This window comes from Actinoallomurus sp. NBC_01490 (assembly GCF_036227085.1).
In the GTDB taxonomy this organism is placed as follows: domain Bacteria; phylum Actinomycetota; class Actinomycetes; order Streptosporangiales; family Streptosporangiaceae; genus Actinoallomurus; species Actinoallomurus oryzae.
Genome location: NZ_CP109433.1, coordinates 6,327,096 through 6,343,642, shown reverse-complemented (window position 1 = coordinate 6,343,642; position 16,547 = coordinate 6,327,096). Strand labels below are relative to the sequence as shown.

Annotated in this window: 19 protein-coding genes; 9 read left to right on the top strand and 10 right to left on the bottom strand. The window is 72.5% G+C overall.

What is annotated here, in order from left to right:
* Nucleotides 1–21 precede the first annotated feature (21 nt).
* Together OG417_RS29660 and OG417_RS29655 are read left to right on the top strand one after the other, a co-directional pair.
* Entirely contained in the window at nucleotides 22–153 is a 132-nt protein-coding gene (locus OG417_RS29660; RefSeq protein ID WP_329235409.1) for a hypothetical protein, read from the top strand.
* A gap of 285 nt (nucleotides 154–438) precedes the next feature.
* Nucleotides 439–885, top strand: a complete 447-nt coding sequence (locus tag OG417_RS29655; RefSeq protein ID WP_329235407.1) for a GNAT family N-acetyltransferase — start codon at nucleotides 439–441, stop codon at nucleotides 883–885.
* Nucleotides 886–928: 43 nt separating this feature from the next.
* On the opposite strand, the gene OG417_RS29650 is transcribed toward OG417_RS29655, so the two are convergent.
* Nucleotides 929–2,362: a DHA2 family efflux MFS transporter permease subunit gene (locus OG417_RS29650; protein WP_329235405.1), complete on the bottom strand. Its 1,434-nt coding sequence runs from the start codon at nucleotides 2,360–2,362 to the stop codon at nucleotides 929–931.
* A 196-nt stretch (nucleotides 2,363–2,558) separates the two neighbouring features.
* Between OG417_RS29650 and OG417_RS29645 the strand changes: the two genes are divergently transcribed.
* From OG417_RS29645 to OG417_RS29635, 3 genes are all read left to right on the top strand, one after another.
* Entirely contained in the window at nucleotides 2,559–3,185 is a 627-nt protein-coding gene (locus OG417_RS29645; protein ID WP_329235403.1) for a TetR/AcrR family transcriptional regulator, read from the top strand.
* A gap of 91 nt (nucleotides 3,186–3,276) precedes the next feature.
* Nucleotides 3,277–4,746, top strand: a complete 1,470-nt coding sequence (locus tag OG417_RS29640) for an AlkA N-terminal domain-containing protein (protein WP_329235401.1) — start codon at nucleotides 3,277–3,279, stop codon at nucleotides 4,744–4,746.
* Between the two features lie 35 nt (nucleotides 4,747–4,781).
* Nucleotides 4,782–5,264, top strand: coding sequence for a methylated-DNA--[protein]-cysteine S-methyltransferase (locus tag OG417_RS29635; RefSeq protein WP_329235398.1), 483 nt, complete (start codon nucleotides 4,782–4,784; stop codon nucleotides 5,262–5,264).
* On the opposite strand, the gene OG417_RS29630 is transcribed toward OG417_RS29635, so the two are convergent.
* Nucleotides 5,248–5,826: a GNAT family N-acetyltransferase gene (locus OG417_RS29630; RefSeq protein WP_329235395.1), complete on the bottom strand. Its 579-nt coding sequence runs from the start codon at nucleotides 5,824–5,826 to the stop codon at nucleotides 5,248–5,250. The two genes, OG417_RS29635 and OG417_RS29630, sit on opposite strands and share 17 nt — an antisense overlap.
* A gap of 96 nt (nucleotides 5,827–5,922) precedes the next feature.
* Between OG417_RS29630 and OG417_RS29625 the strand changes: the two genes are divergently transcribed.
* Nucleotides 5,923–6,861 carry an alpha/beta hydrolase gene (locus OG417_RS29625; protein WP_329235393.1) on the top strand — a complete coding sequence of 313 codons (939 nt, stop codon included), beginning with the start codon at nucleotides 5,923–5,925 and terminating at the stop codon, nucleotides 6,859–6,861.
* Here OG417_RS29625 and OG417_RS29620 read toward each other — a convergent pair.
* Nucleotides 6,858–7,670: a pentapeptide repeat-containing protein gene (locus tag OG417_RS29620; RefSeq protein WP_329235390.1), complete on the bottom strand. Its 813-nt coding sequence runs from the start codon at nucleotides 7,668–7,670 to the stop codon at nucleotides 6,858–6,860. The two genes, OG417_RS29625 and OG417_RS29620, sit on opposite strands and share 4 nt — an antisense overlap.
* A 94-nt stretch (nucleotides 7,671–7,764) precedes the next feature.
* Nucleotides 7,765–8,109 carry an ArsR/SmtB family transcription factor gene (locus OG417_RS29615; RefSeq protein ID WP_329235387.1) on the bottom strand — a complete coding sequence of 115 codons (345 nt, stop codon included), beginning with the start codon at nucleotides 8,107–8,109 and terminating at the stop codon, nucleotides 7,765–7,767.
* 81 nt (nucleotides 8,110–8,190) lie between these two features.
* On the opposite strand from OG417_RS29615, the gene OG417_RS29610 reads away from it, so the two are divergent.
* Complete coding sequence (locus OG417_RS29610; protein ID WP_329235385.1) at nucleotides 8,191–9,420, top strand: MFS transporter; 1,230 nt, start codon at nucleotides 8,191–8,193, stop codon at nucleotides 9,418–9,420.
* Nucleotides 9,421–9,451: 31 nt separating this feature from the next.
* Here OG417_RS29610 and OG417_RS29605 read toward each other — a convergent pair whose 3' ends face one another.
* The 4 genes from OG417_RS29605 to OG417_RS29590 form a co-directional block, all read right to left on the bottom strand.
* Nucleotides 9,452–10,273, bottom strand: coding sequence for an alpha/beta fold hydrolase (locus OG417_RS29605; protein WP_329235382.1), 822 nt, complete (start codon nucleotides 10,271–10,273; stop codon nucleotides 9,452–9,454).
* A gap of 27 nt (nucleotides 10,274–10,300) precedes the next feature.
* Nucleotides 10,301–11,110: an inositol monophosphatase family protein gene (locus OG417_RS29600; protein WP_329235380.1), complete on the bottom strand. Its 810-nt coding sequence runs from the start codon at nucleotides 11,108–11,110 to the stop codon at nucleotides 10,301–10,303.
* A 171-nt stretch (nucleotides 11,111–11,281) separates the two neighbouring features.
* Nucleotides 11,282–11,494, bottom strand: a complete 213-nt coding sequence (locus OG417_RS29595) for a hypothetical protein (protein ID WP_329235377.1) — start codon at nucleotides 11,492–11,494, stop codon at nucleotides 11,282–11,284.
* Nucleotides 11,491–12,183 carry a TetR/AcrR family transcriptional regulator gene (locus tag OG417_RS29590; RefSeq protein ID WP_329235374.1) on the bottom strand — a complete coding sequence of 231 codons (693 nt, stop codon included), beginning with the start codon at nucleotides 12,181–12,183 and terminating at the stop codon, nucleotides 11,491–11,493. The genes OG417_RS29595 and OG417_RS29590 overlap by 4 nt, the downstream gene beginning before the upstream one ends.
* Before the next feature lie 53 nt (nucleotides 12,184–12,236).
* On the opposite strand from OG417_RS29590, the gene OG417_RS29585 reads away from it, so the two are divergent.
* Nucleotides 12,237–13,397, top strand: coding sequence for an FAD-dependent oxidoreductase (locus OG417_RS29585; protein ID WP_329235371.1), 1,161 nt, complete (start codon nucleotides 12,237–12,239; stop codon nucleotides 13,395–13,397).
* An 87-nt stretch (nucleotides 13,398–13,484) separates the two neighbouring features.
* Here the strand turns inward: OG417_RS29585 and OG417_RS29580 are convergent, their stop codons facing one another.
* A complete protein-coding gene (locus OG417_RS29580) occupies nucleotides 13,485–14,615 on the bottom strand; it encodes an FAD-dependent oxidoreductase (RefSeq protein ID WP_329235368.1) in 1,131 nt (376 codons plus the stop codon).
* A gap of 124 nt (nucleotides 14,616–14,739) precedes the next feature.
* Between OG417_RS29580 and OG417_RS29575 the strand changes: the two genes are divergently transcribed.
* On the top strand, nucleotides 14,740–15,438 hold the full coding sequence (locus OG417_RS29575) for a TetR/AcrR family transcriptional regulator (protein ID WP_329235365.1): 699 nt from the start codon (nucleotides 14,740–14,742) through the stop codon (nucleotides 15,436–15,438).
* A 208-nt stretch (nucleotides 15,439–15,646) separates the two neighbouring features.
* Here OG417_RS29575 and OG417_RS29570 read toward each other — a convergent pair whose 3' ends face one another.
* Nucleotides 15,647–16,522, bottom strand: coding sequence for an alpha/beta fold hydrolase (locus OG417_RS29570; RefSeq protein ID WP_329235362.1), 876 nt, complete (start codon nucleotides 16,520–16,522; stop codon nucleotides 15,647–15,649).
* Between the last annotated feature and the right edge of the window lie 25 nt (nucleotides 16,523–16,547).

Sequence of the window (16,547 nt, the reverse complement as noted above, 5' to 3'; positions counted from 1 at the left end):
GCTCGATGAACACACCGCCGGGTGCGGACCGGGGACGGGCTGGGCCTGCACGAGTGCCGGCATTCCGCCCTCACCCACTTCGGGGAGCAGGGCGCCTCCCTGCTCAGGTTCCTGCCCTCCTCCGAGGACGGCGGTCTCAGTTCAGGCCGGTGAGGAACTCACCGAAGAGCCGGTTAGCGGTGCCACGGACCTCAGCGAAGGCGAAGCACTCGACCGGGCCGCAGCTCGGGTGCCATTGATCGCGAGCCCGGCCCCATCGCTGTCCGTTCCTTCCAGCGCCCGGCACCGGGTGCGAGGGATCTGCTCGCGGGCGAAGGCCGACCGGTATCCGCGTTGGTCGGTGGCGGCCTCGGCATGTGCGAGCACCGCGCCGAGGCTGGTTGCCCCCGGAAGCCCAGGCCGGCCGCGATCGGGCCGGTCGTCTGTCATTCTGCCGAGATGCTCTTCCGTATTGCGACACGGCGGGACCTGCCCGCGATCATCGCGCTGTTGTCCGATGAGCGGGCGGTCGTGGATCCGGCGACCGTGGTGGTCGACGAGGCGTACGCGCACGCGTTCGAGGCGGTGGACGCCGACCCGCGCAACGAGATGGTGGTCCTCGACGAGGGCGACGGTACGGTCCTCGGCTGTCTGCAGCTCACCTATATCCCCGGTCTGGGACGTCACGGGCAGGAGCGCGCGCTGATCGAAGCGGTGCGGATACGCGCCGACCGGCGCGGGGCCGGCCTCGGCCGTACGATGCTCACCTGGGCCATCGACCGGGCTCGTGCCCGCGGCTGCACACTGGTGCAGCTCACCAGCAACAAACGGCGCACCGAGGCCCATCGCTTCTACGCCTCGCTCGGCTTCGTGCGCAGCCACGACGGATTCAAGCTGCCGCTGTGATCTCGGCTCCGTCCGACGGCTCCGCCGGCTCGGCGAGGGGGCCTCATGCCGCCGGCGGAGTGTCCGCGGGGCGCCGGGGGAGCAGGAGTGCGGCGCCGGCGGCGGCGATCGCGGCGATGAGGGCGGCGACGCCGAAGGCGAGGCTGTAGCCGTCGGTGTGGCCGGAGTGGGCGGTGACCAGTGTGGACAGTACGGCCAGGCCGACCGCCGCGGCGACCTGACGGACGGTGTTGAGTACGCCGGCGGCCACCCCGGCCAGGTCGGCGGGGACGGCGGTGGCGGCGACGGTGATCGGGGTGAAGGCCACACCGATGCCGAGGCCGAACAGGACCTGCGGCAGGGCGATCGCGGGCCAGTAACGCGTGTGTGCTCCCAGGCGGGCCAGCCAGGTGAATCCGGCGGCGGCGAGGAGGGCGCCGACGGCGGCGACCACCCGGACGCCGTGGCGGTGGGTGAGCCGTCCGGCGAGCTGGGCGCCGGTGAACAGCGCGCCGGCGGCGGGCAGGAACGCCAGCCCGGCCCGCATCGGCGGGTAGCCGAGCGCCTGTTGCAGGTAGATCGACAGCAGGACGGGACTGGCGAAGAAGCCGAGCCCGAGGCAGAAGATCACCGCGTTCGCGGCGGCGACCGGGCGGGAGCCGAACAGGCCGAGCGGCACCAGCGGCGCACCCGCCCACCGGTGCTGGTGGGCCACGAACACGACCAGGAGTACGGCCGCGGCGGCGAGCGAGACGACGACCGGGAGCGATGACCAGCCGTCGTCGGCGCTGTCGAGCACGCCGTAGACCAGGGCGGTGAGCCCGCACGTGGCCAGGACCGCGCCGACCACGTCGAGCCGGGCCCGCGCGGGCCGGCGGTCCGCATGGGGAGTGACGACCACGGTCGCCACCGCGATGGCCAGGGTGAGGGGGACGTTGACCAGGAACACCCAGCGCCAGCCGGCCAGGTCGGTGAGCACGCCTCCGATCACCGAGCCGGCGGCGGCACCGGCGGCTCCGACGGCGCTCCACAGCCCCAGCGCGCGGCTGCGCGCCGCGGGGTCGAGATAGGCGCCGGTGACCATGGTCAGCGTGGCCGGCATGACGATCGCCCCGCCGGCGCCCTGGACCGCGCGGGCCGTGATCAGGACCCATGCCTGGGGAGCCAGCCCGCACGCCAGGCTCGCCGCGCCGAAGCAACAGACGCCGGTCAGGAACATCGCGCGGGTCCCGTGGTTGGCGACCAGCCGTCCGGCGAGCAGCAGCAGCCCGGCGAAGGCCAGCGTGTAGGCGTTGACCACCCAGGCCACGTCGGCGGGGGCGAACCGCAGGTCGGCGGTGATGTCCGGCAGGGCGACGGAGACGATGGTCGCGTCCAGGATGATGACGAACACCCCGGCGCACGCCGGCGCCAGGACCGGTGCGCCGCCCGAGCCGGCACGGGCGACCGGCCCGGAGGCGGTACCGGCCGCGAGGGGAGAACCTGGCTTCGCGCTCATGAAAGGTAAGCCTAACCTAATTAGTGACCATTGGTCACTATATCGGCCTCCGCGTGGGTGGGGCAGTGCGGCGCGAGCCGGCCGCGCCGTGGGCGGGCCGGTCCCGGAGGGCTCTGGTGACGGGCGGCTTCGGTCGCGGACGGCCGCGACTCCGGTGGCGGGAGTGTCGCCTCCGGCGGGCCGTAGACTCAGGCCCATGGCCAGCCGCGCCGGACAGGACGCCAAGGGAGCGCCGCACCGGCCGCGGCGAGGACGCCCGCCGCAGCTCAGCCGCGAGCAGATCGTCTCCGCCGCGCTGGCGTCGAATCTGCAGACCCTGACGCTGCGGGAACTCGCGGCCCGCCTCGGCGTCACGCACGGCGCGCTGTACCGGTGGATCTCCGACCGCGACGAGCTGATGGACCTGGTCAGCGACGTACTGGTGGAGCGGATCCTGCCCGCCGACGAGCCCGAGGAAGGCCAGTGGCGGCCCTGGCTGCGCCGCCTGGCCTGGTCGATGCACGATGAGTTCCTCGCCGTCCCCGGCTACGCGACGCGCACCGCCCGTCCGCACCGCCACAACGCCGAGTCGTTCGGGCGGCTCCGGGCCGGGGTCATCCGCGCCTTCACCGGCGCGGGCGTCCCCCCGGAACTGGCCGAGCAGAGCTGGTACATCTTCGGCACCTCGCTGGTGAGCTGGCTGGCCGCCCAGGAGCAGTCCCTGGACCTGGGCGACGGCCGGCCGCGATTCGACCTGTTCCTGGACGTCCTGCTGCGCGGCCTGCCCGCACGTGAGCCGGCGGATCCTCCTCCCGCCGGCCGAGACGACCGTGAAATCGGCTGAGACGACCGCTGCGGGCCATCCTCGGGGCGCCGCACGTTGATGTCGGATTCTCGCTAGCGGAGGCCGGTGGCCAGAGGCGATGCTGGAGCGCATGCATGAGGACGTGGAACGCTGCGTACGCGCCGTACGATCCAAGGACGCCAGGTTCGACGGCTGGTTCTTCACCGGGGTGCTGACCACCGGGATCTACTGCCGGCCGAGCTGCCCGGTGGTCCCGCCCAAGGCGGAGAACATGCGGTTCTACCCCAGCGCCGCGGCGGCCCAGCAGGCCGGGTTCCGCGCGTGCAAGCGGTGCCGTCCCGACGCCAGCCCCGGCTCACCGCAGTGGAACGAGCGCGCCGACCTGGTGGCCCGCGCGATGCGGCTGATCGCCGACGGTGTCATCGACCGTGAGGGCGTGCCGGGCCTGGCCGCACGGCTGGGCTACAGCACCCGGCAGATCGAACGTCAGCTGCGCGCCGAACTGGGTGCCGGCCCTCTCGCGCTGGCCCGCGCGCAGCGCGCACAGACCGCCCGGCTCCTGGTCGAGACCAGCACGCTGCCGATGAGCGACATCGCGTTCGCGGCCGGGTTCGCCAGCATCCGCACGTTCAACGACACGGTGCGGGAGGTCTTCGCGCTCTCGCCGACCGAGCTGCGCCACCGCGTCGGCCGCGGCCGGCCCGTCGAGACATCCGGCACGCTCACGCTACGGCTGCCGTTCCGCGCGCCGCTGTGCCCGGACAACCTGTTCGGTCACCTGGCGGCGACCGCCGTGCCCGGCGTCGAGGAGTGGCGCGACGGAGCGTACCGGCGCACCCTGCGGCTCCCGCACGGCCACGGGATCGTCTCGCTGCGGCCGGGCGCGGAGCACGTCACCTGCCGGCTGGCCCTCACCGACCTGCGCGACCTGGCCAACGCGATCAGCAGATGCCGCTGGATGCTCGATCTGGACGCCGACCCCGTCGCCGTGGACGATCTGCTGCGCCGCGATCCGGTGCTGGCGCCGTACGTGGACAAGAGTCCCGGACGGCGGGTGCCGCGCACCGCGGACGGCGCGGAGTTCGCCGTCCGCGCCGTGCTCGGCCAGCAGGTGTCCACCGCCGCGGCCCGTACGCACGCGGGCCGGCTCGTCAGCGCCATCGGCGACCCGGTGACCGACGCCGAGGGCGGGCTGACCCACCTGTTCCCCGCCTCCGAGGCGCTGGCGGAGGTCGACCCGGCGACGCTGGCGTTCCCCCGGGCCCGCCGCGTGACGCTGACGACCCTGGCGGCGGCGCTCGCCGCGGGCGAGATCGACCTGGGGCCCGGCAGCGACTGGGCCCAGGCACGGGTGCGGCTGGGCGAGTTGCCCGGCCTGGGTCCCTGGACGATCGAGACGATCGCCATGCGGGCCCTCGGCGACCCGGATGCCTTCACCGCCACCGACCTGGGCGTACGCATCGCCGCGCGGCACCTGGGCCTGCCCGGCACCCCGGCGGCGCTGATCCGCCACTCCGCGGCGTGGCGGCCCTGGCGCGCGTACGCGGTGCAGCACCTGTGGGCCACCGGCGACCACGCCATCAACCGGATCCCCGCCTGAAGCCCCTCCGCCCCCGACCCGATCAGGAACACCCCATGCCCCACACCGTCGTGGACAGTCCGCTCGGCCCGCTCACGCTCGTCGGCGCCGACGGCGCGCTCACCGGCCTGTACATGGACCGGCAGCGGTACCGGCCCGAACCCGAGACCTTCGGCGACCGGGACGACGTGCCCTTCGCCGAGGCGGCGCGGCAGCTGGAGGAGTACTTCGCCGGGAGACGCACGAGCTTCGACCTGCCGCTCGCCATGGCCGGCACGCCGTTCCAGCGGCAGGTCTGGGAGGCGCTTCGGGCGATCCCGTACGGGCGGACCGTGTCGTACGGGCAGCTCGCCGACCGGCTCGGCCGGCCCACCGCGGCGCGCGCCGTCGGCCTGGCCAACGGCCACAACCCCATCGGCATCATCGTGCCCTGCCACCGGGTCGTGGGCGCGAACGGCGATCTGACCGGCTACGGCGGCGGGCTGGACCGCAAGCGGCGGCTGCTGGACTTCGAGCGGACCGTCAGCGAGCGGTCGTGACGGTGCGGCGGGCGCGCCACTCGTCCTCGAGCATCGCGTACACGAGTTCGTCGGTCCACTCGCCCTTGACCATCTCGTTCTGCACCAGATGCGCCTCGCGGCGCATGCCGAGGCGTTCGAGGACCCGGGCGGAGGCGGTGTTGCGGCCGTCGAGGCGGCCGACGACACGATGCAGGCCGAGCCCCTCGAAGGCCAGGCGCAGGATCACCTCGGCGGCCTCGGTGGCGTAACCGTGCCCGCCGTGGTCGGGGTGGAAGATGTAGCCGATCTCGCCCTGCCGGTGTTCCTCGCTGGTCCAGAAGAGCTGGACATCGCCGATCATCTTGCCGGTCTCGGGTAGCTCCACGGCCAGCGTCAGGTTGTCGCCCTCCTTGCTCAACCCGGAGGCGGCGATCTTCATGGCGAGCGATCCGCGTGTCTGGGTGAGGTCCCGCGGGCCCCAGTACAGGTAGCGGGTCACGTCGGGGCGGGACTGGATGTCCGCGAGGTCGTCGAGGTCGTTCTCGGTGTAGAGGCGCAGCAGCAGCCGTTCGGTCTTGATCGGGAGCTCGGGAGACAGCACCGGTCGATGGTAGTGACCGGCCCGGCGGGAGCGCGAAGTGATTTTCGCCCGTCTGGGGGGTTTCGTGGCCAGGTTGGCCTGCGGCACGCTGGGACGATGCTGATCACGACCGGCGCGGACGTCGTCGAGGAGACGCGCGCGTTCAACCAGACCCTGGCCGAGACTCTCGCCGCTCTCCCGGCGCATCACGAGGTGAACGACCCCGTGGTGTCGCGGGCGGCACGGGCCCGCGGCGAGGGAGCCTTCCCGGCCCCGGTGCGCCTGGACGTGGGCCAGGACCGCGCGATCCCCGGCCGTGCCGGGCGGATCCCGCTGCGCGTGTTCACGCCTCCGGTCGTCCGCGGCGTTCACCTGCACATCCACGGCGGCGGCTGGACGTTCGGCTCGGCGGCGGACCAGGACGGGCTGCTGTGGCGGCTCGCGCAGGCCGCCGAGATGGCCGTGGTCAGCGTCGACTACCGGCTCTCGCCCGAGCACCCCTACCCGGCCGCCCCGGACGACTGCGAGGACGCGGCGCGCTGGCTGGTCGCGAACGCGCGGAGCGAGTTCGGCACGGACCGGCTGACGATCGGCGGCGAATCGGCCGGCGCGCACCTGTCCGCGGTCACCCTCCTGCGCCTCGGCGGGCGGGGGTTCCGCGCGGCCCAGCTGACGTTCGGGGTCTTCGACCTGTCGATGACGCCCAGCCAGCGGCTGTGGGGCGAGTTGAACCTCGCCCTGTCCACGCCGATCATGGCCTGGTACTACGACCAGTTCGTGCCGGGCACCGACGTCGAGGCGCGTCGCGCCCCGGACGTCTCCCCGCTGTACGCGGACCTGAGCGGCCTTCCGCCGGCCCGGTTCGTCGTCGGCACGCGGGACCTGCTGCTGGACGACACGTTGTTCATGGAGGCGCGCTGGCGCGCGGCGGGCAACGAGACGACGCTGGAGGTCATCGCCGAGGCCGCCCACGGGTTCCTCTCGCACCCGCTGACGGTCGCCGAGCGTGAACTGGCCGCCCAGGGGGAGTTCCTGGCCAAGGCCGTCGCCGACTAGGGCACCGCGCCGAGCCAGTGCGCGGGGCGTACCCGTGCGGCCGGCAGGAGGGTTCGGGCGTCGCCCTTCGCGGCGTCCAGCTGGGCCTGGGTGAGGAACAGGCTCCGGCTCAGGTCGGTGCCGCGCACGTCGGCGTCACGCAGGTCGGCCCCGGTGAGGTCGGCGCCGGCCAGGTCGGCGTTCCTCAGGTTCGCGCCGATGAGCAGGGCGCCGCGCAGGTTCGCGCCGCGCAGGTCCCTGCCGCTGAGGTCCCGGCCCATGAGATCGGCGCCGCGGTGGTCGCGTCCGGGCGTTCCCGCGCGTGCGAGCTCGCCGGCGCGCGACAGCAGCGTGTTGGCCTCGCGCCGGCACGCGGCGACGTCGACCTTCAGCAGGTCGTCGGGGCCGCCCTCGGTGAGACGCTCGATCTCCCGGCGCTTGTGGTCGAGCCGGTCGGCCAGCGGGCGCGCCGCGGGCAGGGCCAGCGCCTCGGTCAGGTACCACAGAAGCTCGTGCAGGTCCCGCATGACCGGGAAGACCGCGAACATCCGCCGCGCGGTGTCCGGCCCGTCGCGCCAGTCGCGGCCGCCGAAGGTGCTCTGGGAGACCTTCTGGCCCGCGCCGAAGCAGTCGTAGACGGTGCAGCCGCGAAAGCCCTTGTCACGCAGGTCCGCGTGGATGCCGCAGCGGAAGTCGGCGTGCAGGTTGGGGCAGGGCCGCCCGGCGCCCTTGTCGATCGCGAAGTCCACCGAGGCCGCGAAGGCCGGTGCGACGCAGCACAGCGCGAAACAGTTCGCGCAGCCGGCGCGCAGCTCTCGTTGCTCGGGCAAGCCGGATCCCCCGTGATAATTCCGCCGATTCTTCGCAGCCTAACGCCTGTGATGAGCGAGCAGACCGGCAGCGCCTGACCTCCCTCGGCGCTCGTCACCAGCCGGCGACGACCTGGCGCCCCTGGGGGATGGCGAGGTCGAGCAGCCCGGGAAACCGGGCGTCGAGGTCGTCGCGGCGCAGACGGTTGAGCCGCCGTGTGCCCTCGTCCCGCTGGCGGATCACCCCGGCCTCGCGCAGGGCCTTGAAGTGGCCGCTCTGCGTGGACTTGCTGACCGGCAGCGCGAACGTCGTGCACGCGAGCTCGCCGTCCGGCTCGACGTCGGCGAGCCGGGCGACGATCGCCAGCCGGACCGGGTCGCTGAGAGCGGCCAGCACGGTGGTGAACCGCAGCTCGTCGCGGGCGGGATGCAGGAGTTCGGTCGCGGTCCGGCTGGCCATGGCGTCCAGCATAACCGTCATGTTCGATAAGTCCGAACATCTGCTATGTTCGCGTTTCCCGAACATGATGGGAGCTCGCGAATGCCGTTCCTCCTCACCGCCGCGCGCCGTGGCCGGACGCCCGGCCACGACCGCCGCTCGCCGGACCCGGACCCGCGGCCCCGGCGATGGCGTTTCTGGGCCGTCGCCTACGCGCTGCTGATCCTGCTGACCGGCACGAACCTGCCGACGCCGCTGTACCGCGGGTACGCGGTGCGGTTCGGCTTCTCGCCGCTGGTCGTCACACTGATCTTCGCCGTCTACGCGGCCGTCCTGATCCCCTCGCTGCTGGTGGCCGGCCCGCTGTCGGACGCGGTGGGGCGTCGCGCCGTACTGGTGCCGGCGGTGGCCCTGGCCGCCCTCGGCTCGCTGGTGTTCGCCCTGGCGGAGGGCACGGCATGGCTGTTCGCGGCCCGGATCTTGCAGGGGGCCGCGCTCGGCGCGGCCTCGGGGCCGCTGACCGCGGCGCTGGCCGAGCTGGAGCCCGGGGGAGACCGCCGCAGGGCGGCCCTGGTGGCCACCGTCGCCTCCGCCGGCGGGCTGGGCCTCGGACCGGTGGTGGCCGGGCTGCTCGCCCAGTACGCGCCGGCGCCGCACGTGCTGCCGTTCGCGGTGGAGCTCGTGCTCCTCGTACCTGCCTGGGCGGCGATCGCGACACTGCCGGCGAAGCGTTCCGGCGCCCGATGGGTTCCGCGCCGCCCGCAGATCCCCGCCGCCATGCGGACGGTGTTCGCGACCAGCGGGACGGCGAGCTTCCTGGCCTTCGCCGTGATCGGGCTGTTCCTCACTCTCGTTCCGCCGTACGTCGCCGAGCTGTCCGGCAGCGGCAACCTTCTGCTGGGCGGTGCGGCCGTCGCGCTGATGCTGGCCTGCTCCACGCTCGCCCAACTCGCCGGCTACGGCCGGCCGGCACGGCGCCTGGAATCCGCCGGGCTTCCGCTGCTGGCCACGGGGCTGGTGCTGCTCGCCGTCGCGGGCACGGTCTCCTCGCTACCGCTGCTGCTCGTCGCCACCGTGATCGCCGGGTCCGGCCAGGGCCTGGTGTTCCTCGGAGGTCTCACCGCGGTGAACCAGGCGGCTCCTCCCGGCCGCCACGCCGACGTGCTGTCCAGCTTCTACGTGGTGCTCTATCTCGGCGTCGGCGTACCGGTCGTCGGGGTCGGCTTCCTCGCCACCGCGGTCGGGCTCCTCGTCGCCGTACGGTACTTCGCCGCCGTCACCGCCGGGCTGTGCCTGATGCTGCTGCTCGTCCTCGCCCGCGCCCGCCGCTGACCGTGCCTCCATCCGCCGGACACCACGGCGATCAGAGGTGTCGCTCCAGGAAGCCGGTGAGCACGGCCCGCAGCGCCTCCGGGGCGTCGAGGTGAACGTCGTGCCCGGCGCCGGGCACGGTCACCATCGCCGTGCCCGGCCGCGCCGACGTCATCTCCCGTTGCTCGTCGAGGGGGATGATGCCGGACTCGCCGAGGACGACGAGCGCCGGACAGGCCACCTGCCGCCATTCACTCCAGAAGGACGGGCGCACCAGGCCGGCCAGGGACCGTACCATCAGCCCGGCGTCGAACCGCGGCCACCATCCGTCGGCCCGTCGCTCCAGCCCGGCGGCCCAGCCCGCTCCGGCCGGGCCGCCGCCGAAGAACTCCGCCGCCGCGTCGAGGGAGCCGAACGGCACGGGCCAGGAATCGAGCCAGGCACCGATCCGGTCCACCTCACGCGTGACCATGCCGCGGGCGCCCGCCTCGACCATCACCAGCGCCCGTACGAGATCGGGGCGGGCGGCGGCGACCAGCATGGCGGTGTTCCCGCCGAGGGACTGCCCGACCAGGGCGACGTCGTCCAGGCCCAGCGCCGTGACGACCTCGATGACGTCCGCCACGTACGCCGACCGGGACATGTCACCGCCGGGCGGACGGCGTTCGCTCGCGCCGTGCCCGCGCTGGTCCAGCGTCACCACGCGGTACCGCCCGCGCATCCCGGCGACGGTGGCGTCCCACTCGCCGCCGTACCCGGCGAGCCCGTGCAGGAACAGGACGGGACGCCCGGCGCCTCCATGGTCGCGTGCGACCAGCCGGACCCCGTCCCGTACGACGGTGCGCTCCGTCCAGGCGATGTGCGGCCCGCTCATCGCTCGCCCCGCCTCTCGGCCTGCTCGTCACCGGTCGGACGAGACCTGATTTTGGATCATCTTCAGCAGCGCGGCGTGCGTCTCCGGGTCGGCGGCCACGACCAGCCCGCCCGCACCGGTGTGCAGGGGTTGGCCGTCGATTCCCGTCACGACGCAACGGGCGGCCTGGCACAGGGCGATCCCGGCGGCGAAGTGCACGCTGTCACGCAGGTGGCCGTCGGTGACGTAGGCGGCTCGCCGGCCGGCCGCCACCCAGGCCACCGCCAGAGTGGTGGAGACGACACGCGGCCGGAACCGCTCGGCGAACTCGGTGTCGGCGAGGAGGCGGACCGCACGGAAGCGCGGTGCGTTCGGGAACGGCGGATCGAGGTTGACGTCCACCAGGTGCGAGTCCGGTGACGGTGCGAGTTCCGCGTCCGCGCCGTCGTGGCGGACACAGGCGCGCTCGCCGTCGGTCCAGAACACCTCGTCGTTGAACGGATCGGCCGATGCCGCCGCCGTGATCTGCGACTCCACGCGCAGGGCGACGTTCACCGCGACCAGCATGTTCCGGACCGCGTAGTTCAACGTGCCGCACAGGGGATCGACCAGCCACATGCGCTCCGCGCCGTCGGTGCCCGTACGGCCGCTCTCCTCACCCAGCACGGCATCGTCCGGCCGGGCGGTCCGGAGGAGGTCGAGGATGGCCTTCTCCGCCGCCAGGTCGGCGGCCGTGGCGAAGTCGCCGGCCGACTTCTCGAACCGCGCCAGCGGTTCCCCGTACATCTGGCGCACCACGGCGGCTCCCGCCTGCGCTGCCGATACGGCCAATTCGACGTCCGTCCCCGCCTTGAGCATTCGCGCAGGATAGCCGCCTCAGACTCGGTCGAGCCGCCGTGGCCACCACGGGAGGCAGAACCCGCCCGTCGCCTGCGGGCCGTTCGTCTTGACCTTGACGCCGGGGCGACCCTCCATCCTTCTGCCAGAGCCGCGAAGGAGGCAGGGGACGACGTCTCGAGGTGCCCGGCTTCACTCTCCCCAGAAAAACGGCCCAGAGGTCGGGTGGACCTTGATGCACCAGCCGATCCGTTCGAGCTGCCGTTCAAGGTCGGCGGGCCGGTGCGGGACTTTGACGATCCGGTAGGCGGTCCCGTCGGTGAGCCGGCGTCGGATGGTCGCGGACCGCTCACCTTCGATGAGCTCCTCGGCGGTGTGATACGCCCGCACTGCGCGGCTGCTCACGTCGGCGGCTGGGTGAGTTTGGCGGCCACGGCGTCGAGGACCCAGTCCAGGCCGGTCGCGAAGGACACCTCGGCGTCCACCTCCGTGCCGTCGTACACGGCCTTGGCCAGCGCCGGGAAGCGGCCCGTGGCCAGCATCTTCCGCACATGCGGGCCGGAGGCGCGCTGCCATTCGCGCTTGGACATGCCCGTGTCGCGCTCGGCCCGCAGGTTCGCGATCTCGCGCCTGATCGCGCCGGTGAGATAGGCGCCGACGGTCTCCACCGCGCGCATGACGGTGTCGAGGTCGCTGAGGCCGTCGAGGGCGGCCAGCGTGGCCTCGGTCACGGCGAGGGCGTTCGGGCCCAGGGTCGGACGGCCGCCGAGCAGGTCGGCCAGCCATTCGTGACGGAGGGCGGCCCGCCTGGTGCGGTGAGCGCGGACGCGCAGCACCTCCCGCCAGTCACCGGGCTGCTCCTCGGGGAGGATCTCGGCGTAGACCTCGTCCACCATGAGGTCGAACAGCTCCTCCTTGGTGGAGATGTATCCGTACAGCCGCATCGGGCCGACGTCCAGCCGGGCCGCGACCTTACGCAACGACACGGCCTCCAGCCCGCCCTCGTCGGCCAGCGCGACGGCGGCGGCGACGATTCGCTCCCGGTCGAGCGGCGCGGGGCGAGTCGGCGGCTCCGGACGGTCCCACACAGACATGGTTACACCGTACTCTTGCGATACACCGTAATGGCCCAATACGGTGTATCGACATGAGACACCGTATTGCGGTGATCGGGGGCGGCCCCGGCGGCCTTACCTTCGCCCGCGTCCTGCACCGCCATGATCACCCCGTCACCGTTCTCGAACGTGATCCCGCCCCCGACGCCCGTCCCCCGGGCGGCACGCTGGACCTGCACGAAAAGCTGGGCCGGCTCGCGCTGGAGAAGGCGGGGCTGCTGGCGGAGTTCCAGGCGCTGTCCCGTCCCGAGGGGCAGGCCATGCGCATCCTGGACACGGACGGGACCGTCCTCCGCGACTGGCCGGCCCGTCCAGATGACCAGGCCCATCCCGAGATCGACCGCGGGCAGCTCCGTGACCTGCTGCTCGGCCCTCTGGACGTTCAGTGGGGGCGGAGCGTGACGGAGGTGGTGCCGGAGACCCGGGACGGCGTGCTGGTCCGGTTCGCGGACGGGCGGCAGGAGACGTTCGACCTCGTGATCGGCGCGGACGGCGCCTGGTCCCGAGTACGCCCGGCGGTCTCGCCCGCGACGCCGCGCTACACCGGCATCACCGCGGTCGAGACCTCCCTGGACGACGTCGACACTCGCCATCCCGACCTCTCCCGGCTGATCGGTGACGGTTCCCTGGCCGTGTACGGCGTGAACCGCGCCCTCGTCGCCCAGCGCAACAGTGGCGGCCACGTCAAGGCGTACGCCCAGTTCCGCGCGCCGCTGGACTGGCACACGAACCTGGAGCGGCACATGGGCCTGATCGGGCACGCGGGCCTGGACCTGGCCGACGTCGAGGCCGTGCGATCAGGCCTGCTGGCTCTGTTCGACGGCTGGGCCGCTCCCGTCCTCGACCTCCTCCGCCACGGCACCGCTTTCGTCCACCGCCCCCTCTACGTCCTGCCCGTGTCCCACACCTGGACCCACGTTCCCGGGGTGACGCTCCTGGGCGACGCCGCCCACCTGATGCCCCCGCTGGGGGCGGGCGCGAACCTCGCGATGCTGGAAGGCGCCGAACTCGCCGAGTCCGTCGCCGCCGCCTCCGGTCCTGGAGATCTCGATGAGGCCGTCCTCGCCTTCGAGGAACAGATGTGGGCACGGGCCGGCAAGTGGGCGAAAATCACGACGGCCGGTCTGGAACGCCTCGTGAGCCCGGACCCCGCCGAAGCCATCGCCCTCTTCGACGAAGTCCAGCCGGCCTGACGGCCGAGCGCGGGAGCGCCGGCACCAACGGCTTCTTCGAAGCGCGCCGGCCGGGTGGGGATCGCGGCCGTGCAGCCGCCCCATGGGTCACGAATCTTGCTGGGAACCGGTCATCAGGGCGATCGTGCTGTGGGGAGCATCGCCATCGATCATGGTCGCGTACATGTCGTCGTCTGCTTCTACGGCGGCGGCGCGGGCGAACATGCCGCGTTCGTGCTCGGAGAGCGCAGCCTCCGCGTTGTCAGGGTGCGCGGCGAGGGCCCGGCCCAGCTCGGCGCCGTCCTGCATGGCCAGGTTGGCGCCCTCACCGTTCGGCGGCCTGAGGTGGGCGGCGTCTCCGAGCAAGGTCACCCCGGGTACCCGGTCCCAGCGGTGCCCGGCCGGCAAGGTGAAGATACGGCGCAGTACCGGCGGAGTGTCGCTGTCGGTGATCAGAGCGGTGAGTTCGGGGGCCCAGCCGTCGAACTCCTTCACGACCTGCGCGGTCAGGGTCGCGGCATCGGCAGTGTCGAGGTCGGCGAGCCAGTCCTGGGGCTTCCTCAGCTGCGCGTAGGCGTGCAGTGTCCCGTCGCCTTCCCGATGCGCCAGCAAGCCTCTGCCCGGCGCGAGCGCGAACAGTGATCCGGCACCGACCGCGTCCGCGGCGGCGGAATGGCGGGTGTCGCCGTCGAACAGGAACGTCTCCACGCTGCAGACGCCGAAATACTCGGGAGTGGCGGCCGACAGCACCGGGCGTACCCGCGACCACGCGCCGTCAGCGCCGATGAGCAGGCTCGCGACAGTGCTGGTGCCGTCGGCGAAGCCGACCTCATGACGGCCCTCGCCCAGGCCCCGCACGCGAGTGACCTTGTGCCCCCACCGGACAGTGCCGGGCGCAAGCGCGTCCAGCAGCAGCCGCCGCAGCGCGCCGCGCGGCACCTCGGGGCGCCGGCCGGTGCCGTCGTCGGGGATGTCGAGCAGCACGGTCCCGGTCTGGTCCATGACACGGTAGGACTCGCGGCCGGGCAGGATGAGCTCGCGGAATCCCTCGATCAGGCCGGCCGCCTCCAGCGCCGGCCGGCCGTTCCAGGGGTGGATGTCGAGCAGGCCGCCCTGGCGGCGCGCGTCCGGTGAGGGATCGGCCTCATGGACCGTGGCCGCGATGCCGTGCACCTGCAGCACCCGGGCCAGCACAAGGCCGCCCAGACCGGCTCCGATGATCGTGACCGGTGTCGTCATGGTTCTCTCCCAAGCCCGGTGGATCCGCACTGGATCACGCGTTGGATCAATCGTTGGATTGACGATCCAACTCAGGCTAGCGCACCTTTGGAGCGGCAATCCATCGGTGTCATACTTGGTGCTTGTGGCGAAGAGATCTACGCAGGGGACCGCGCCGCGGGCTCCGCGGAGCCCGCGGCGCGCGGAGGCGCTGTCCAGGGAGGCGATCGTCCAGGCCGCGACCGACCTTCTGGACGAGGGCGGCGAGACCGCTCTGACGATGCGCGCGCTCACCGCTCGCCTGCACACCGGCTACGGAGCGATCTACCATCATGTCGCGGACAGGAACGACCTGCTCGCGGCGGCCACCGACGACGTCATCGCCCATGTCCTGGCCGGCGTGGTCGTCGATGCGGACCCGCCGGAGGCCCTGCGTCGCCTCGCGCTGGGCCTGTTCGACGCGATCGACGCGCACCCCTGGGTCGGCACCGAACTCTCCCGGCAACCGTGGCGGCCCGTGCTGCTGGAGTTCTACGAGAACATCGGCCGGCTGCTGAACGCACTCGGCGTCCCCGCCAGAGCGCGTTTCGACGCGGCCGGGACGCTGGTGAACTACATCCTCGGCGTCGCCGCGCAGAACGCCGCCAACACCCGATATCTCGCCGGCGGCGACACCGACCGAGACGCCTTCCTCACCGCCGTCGCCGCACAATGGACCCGACTGGACGCCGGCCGGTACCCGTTCGTGCACGAGGCGGCGACGCGACTGCGCGAACACGACGACCGCGAACAGTTCCTCGCCGGTGTCGACATCTTCCTGGCCGGCATCGCGACCCTGCGCTGACCAGCCCTCCGTTCGGATGCGCGCGAGGCGATGGCGGGGCGACGCCACCAGGCGGTACCCGGCGCCGCAGCGGCGCCACTGGACGGGCCCCGCTCGGGTCGGTGTCACCGGCCGCGAGGTAGCCGTGTGTCGGAGGAAGTTGGCACTTGGTGAATCGACTACCGGAGCCTGGAGCGCGTTGGCCTGGGTCGGCCCAGGGTGTTCCGGTTCAGTTCCTCTTGGTGATTCGGCGGGCTGCGCAGTCCAGCGCGAAGGAAAGCTGCTGAACCTGGAATGCGGCACCACCTCGGTGGTAGTCGATGGCATGTCCCGCCGCGGGGAAGACCTCGGCGTCGACCCGCGGAGAAGACGTCAGGCCTGCGGCGAATTCGGTGACCTGCTCGTCGTCGGTGATCCAGAGCCTGTCGAATTCGCCGATGCGGAGGTGGACCGGCACGGAGATCCGCGGTGCGATCTCGCGGAACATGTTCTGCCAGGTCGACGCGCTCTCCACCAGTTCGGCCTTGAGAACTGGAACATTCGCGAAGTAGCCGGCCTCCGGCATGTCGTCGCGCCGAGTCCAGTCCGGACCGAACATCCGCGCAGCCTTCTGGTCGGGTGGCGAATCCAGGGTGAGACCCGGGAGCGCCGCCCAGATGTCAGCGAAGTCCTTGGGCTCTCGCAGCAGGCAACCCGACAATGCCATGCCAAGAAGTGGCCACTTCGGCTTGCGCGCTGCGATCGCCATCGAGATCGGAGCGCCGATGGAGTGGCCGATGAGGAAGACACCCGCCGTGCCGGCCCCGGTCGCTTCCCACAGTTCGGAGATGAGGTGGTCGAGCGCCGCGGCGTTCGCGAGGAACATCGACCCATCAGGCGAGACCGGACTGCTACCGCCGTACCCGGGCCGGTTGATCGCGATGATCGGCACTCCCAGCCCCGCCGCCCGGTCCAGAAGCGAGTAGCCGGGAACGTCGAAGTACGCAGACGTGTAACCGCCCCCGTGCACCGCGACGACAAGAGGAAGATCCTCGTTGTCCGCCCCCTCGGAAAATCGCCGCCGGCCCGCGAACGTCATCCCTTGGGCCGGCCCGGCCGACGTCACGCGGTGAGTGAAACGGTCCGTGACA

What these genes read in the sequence shown, in the direction of transcription:
- OG417_RS29605 (WP_329235382.1), bottom strand. Translation starts at nt 10,273, where the DNA reads ATGAGCGGGCCGCACATCGCCTGGACGGAGCGCACCGTCGTACGGGAC.
- OG417_RS29585 (WP_329235371.1), top strand. Translation starts at nt 12,237, where the DNA reads ATGAGACACCGTATTGCGGTGATCGGGGGCGGCCCCGGCGGCCTTACC.
- OG417_RS29600 (WP_329235380.1), bottom strand. Translation starts at nt 11,110, where the DNA reads ATGCTCAAGGCGGGGACGGACGTCGAATTGGCCGTATCGGCAGCGCAG.
- OG417_RS29615 (WP_329235387.1), bottom strand. Translation starts at nt 8,109, where the DNA reads ATGGCCAGCCGGACCGCGACCGAACTCCTGCATCCCGCCCGCGACGAG.
- OG417_RS29625 (WP_329235393.1), top strand. Translation starts at nt 5,923, where the DNA reads ATGCTGATCACGACCGGCGCGGACGTCGTCGAGGAGACGCGCGCGTTC.
- OG417_RS29655 (WP_329235407.1), top strand. Translation starts at nt 439, where the DNA reads ATGCTCTTCCGTATTGCGACACGGCGGGACCTGCCCGCGATCATCGCG.
- OG417_RS29650 (WP_329235405.1), bottom strand. Translation starts at nt 2,362, where the DNA reads ATGAGCGCGAAGCCAGGTTCTCCCCTCGCGGCCGGTACCGCCTCCGGG.
- OG417_RS29640 (WP_329235401.1), top strand. Translation starts at nt 3,277, where the DNA reads ATGCATGAGGACGTGGAACGCTGCGTACGCGCCGTACGATCCAAGGAC.
- OG417_RS29590 (WP_329235374.1), bottom strand. Translation starts at nt 12,183, where the DNA reads ATGTCTGTGTGGGACCGTCCGGAGCCGCCGACTCGCCCCGCGCCGCTC.
- OG417_RS29645 (WP_329235403.1), top strand. Translation starts at nt 2,559, where the DNA reads ATGGCCAGCCGCGCCGGACAGGACGCCAAGGGAGCGCCGCACCGGCCG.
- OG417_RS29610 (WP_329235385.1), top strand. Translation starts at nt 8,191, where the DNA reads ATGCCGTTCCTCCTCACCGCCGCGCGCCGTGGCCGGACGCCCGGCCAC.
- OG417_RS29635 (WP_329235398.1), top strand. Translation starts at nt 4,782, where the DNA reads ATGCCCCACACCGTCGTGGACAGTCCGCTCGGCCCGCTCACGCTCGTC.
- OG417_RS29580 (WP_329235368.1), bottom strand. Translation starts at nt 14,615, where the DNA reads ATGACGACACCGGTCACGATCATCGGAGCCGGTCTGGGCGGCCTTGTG.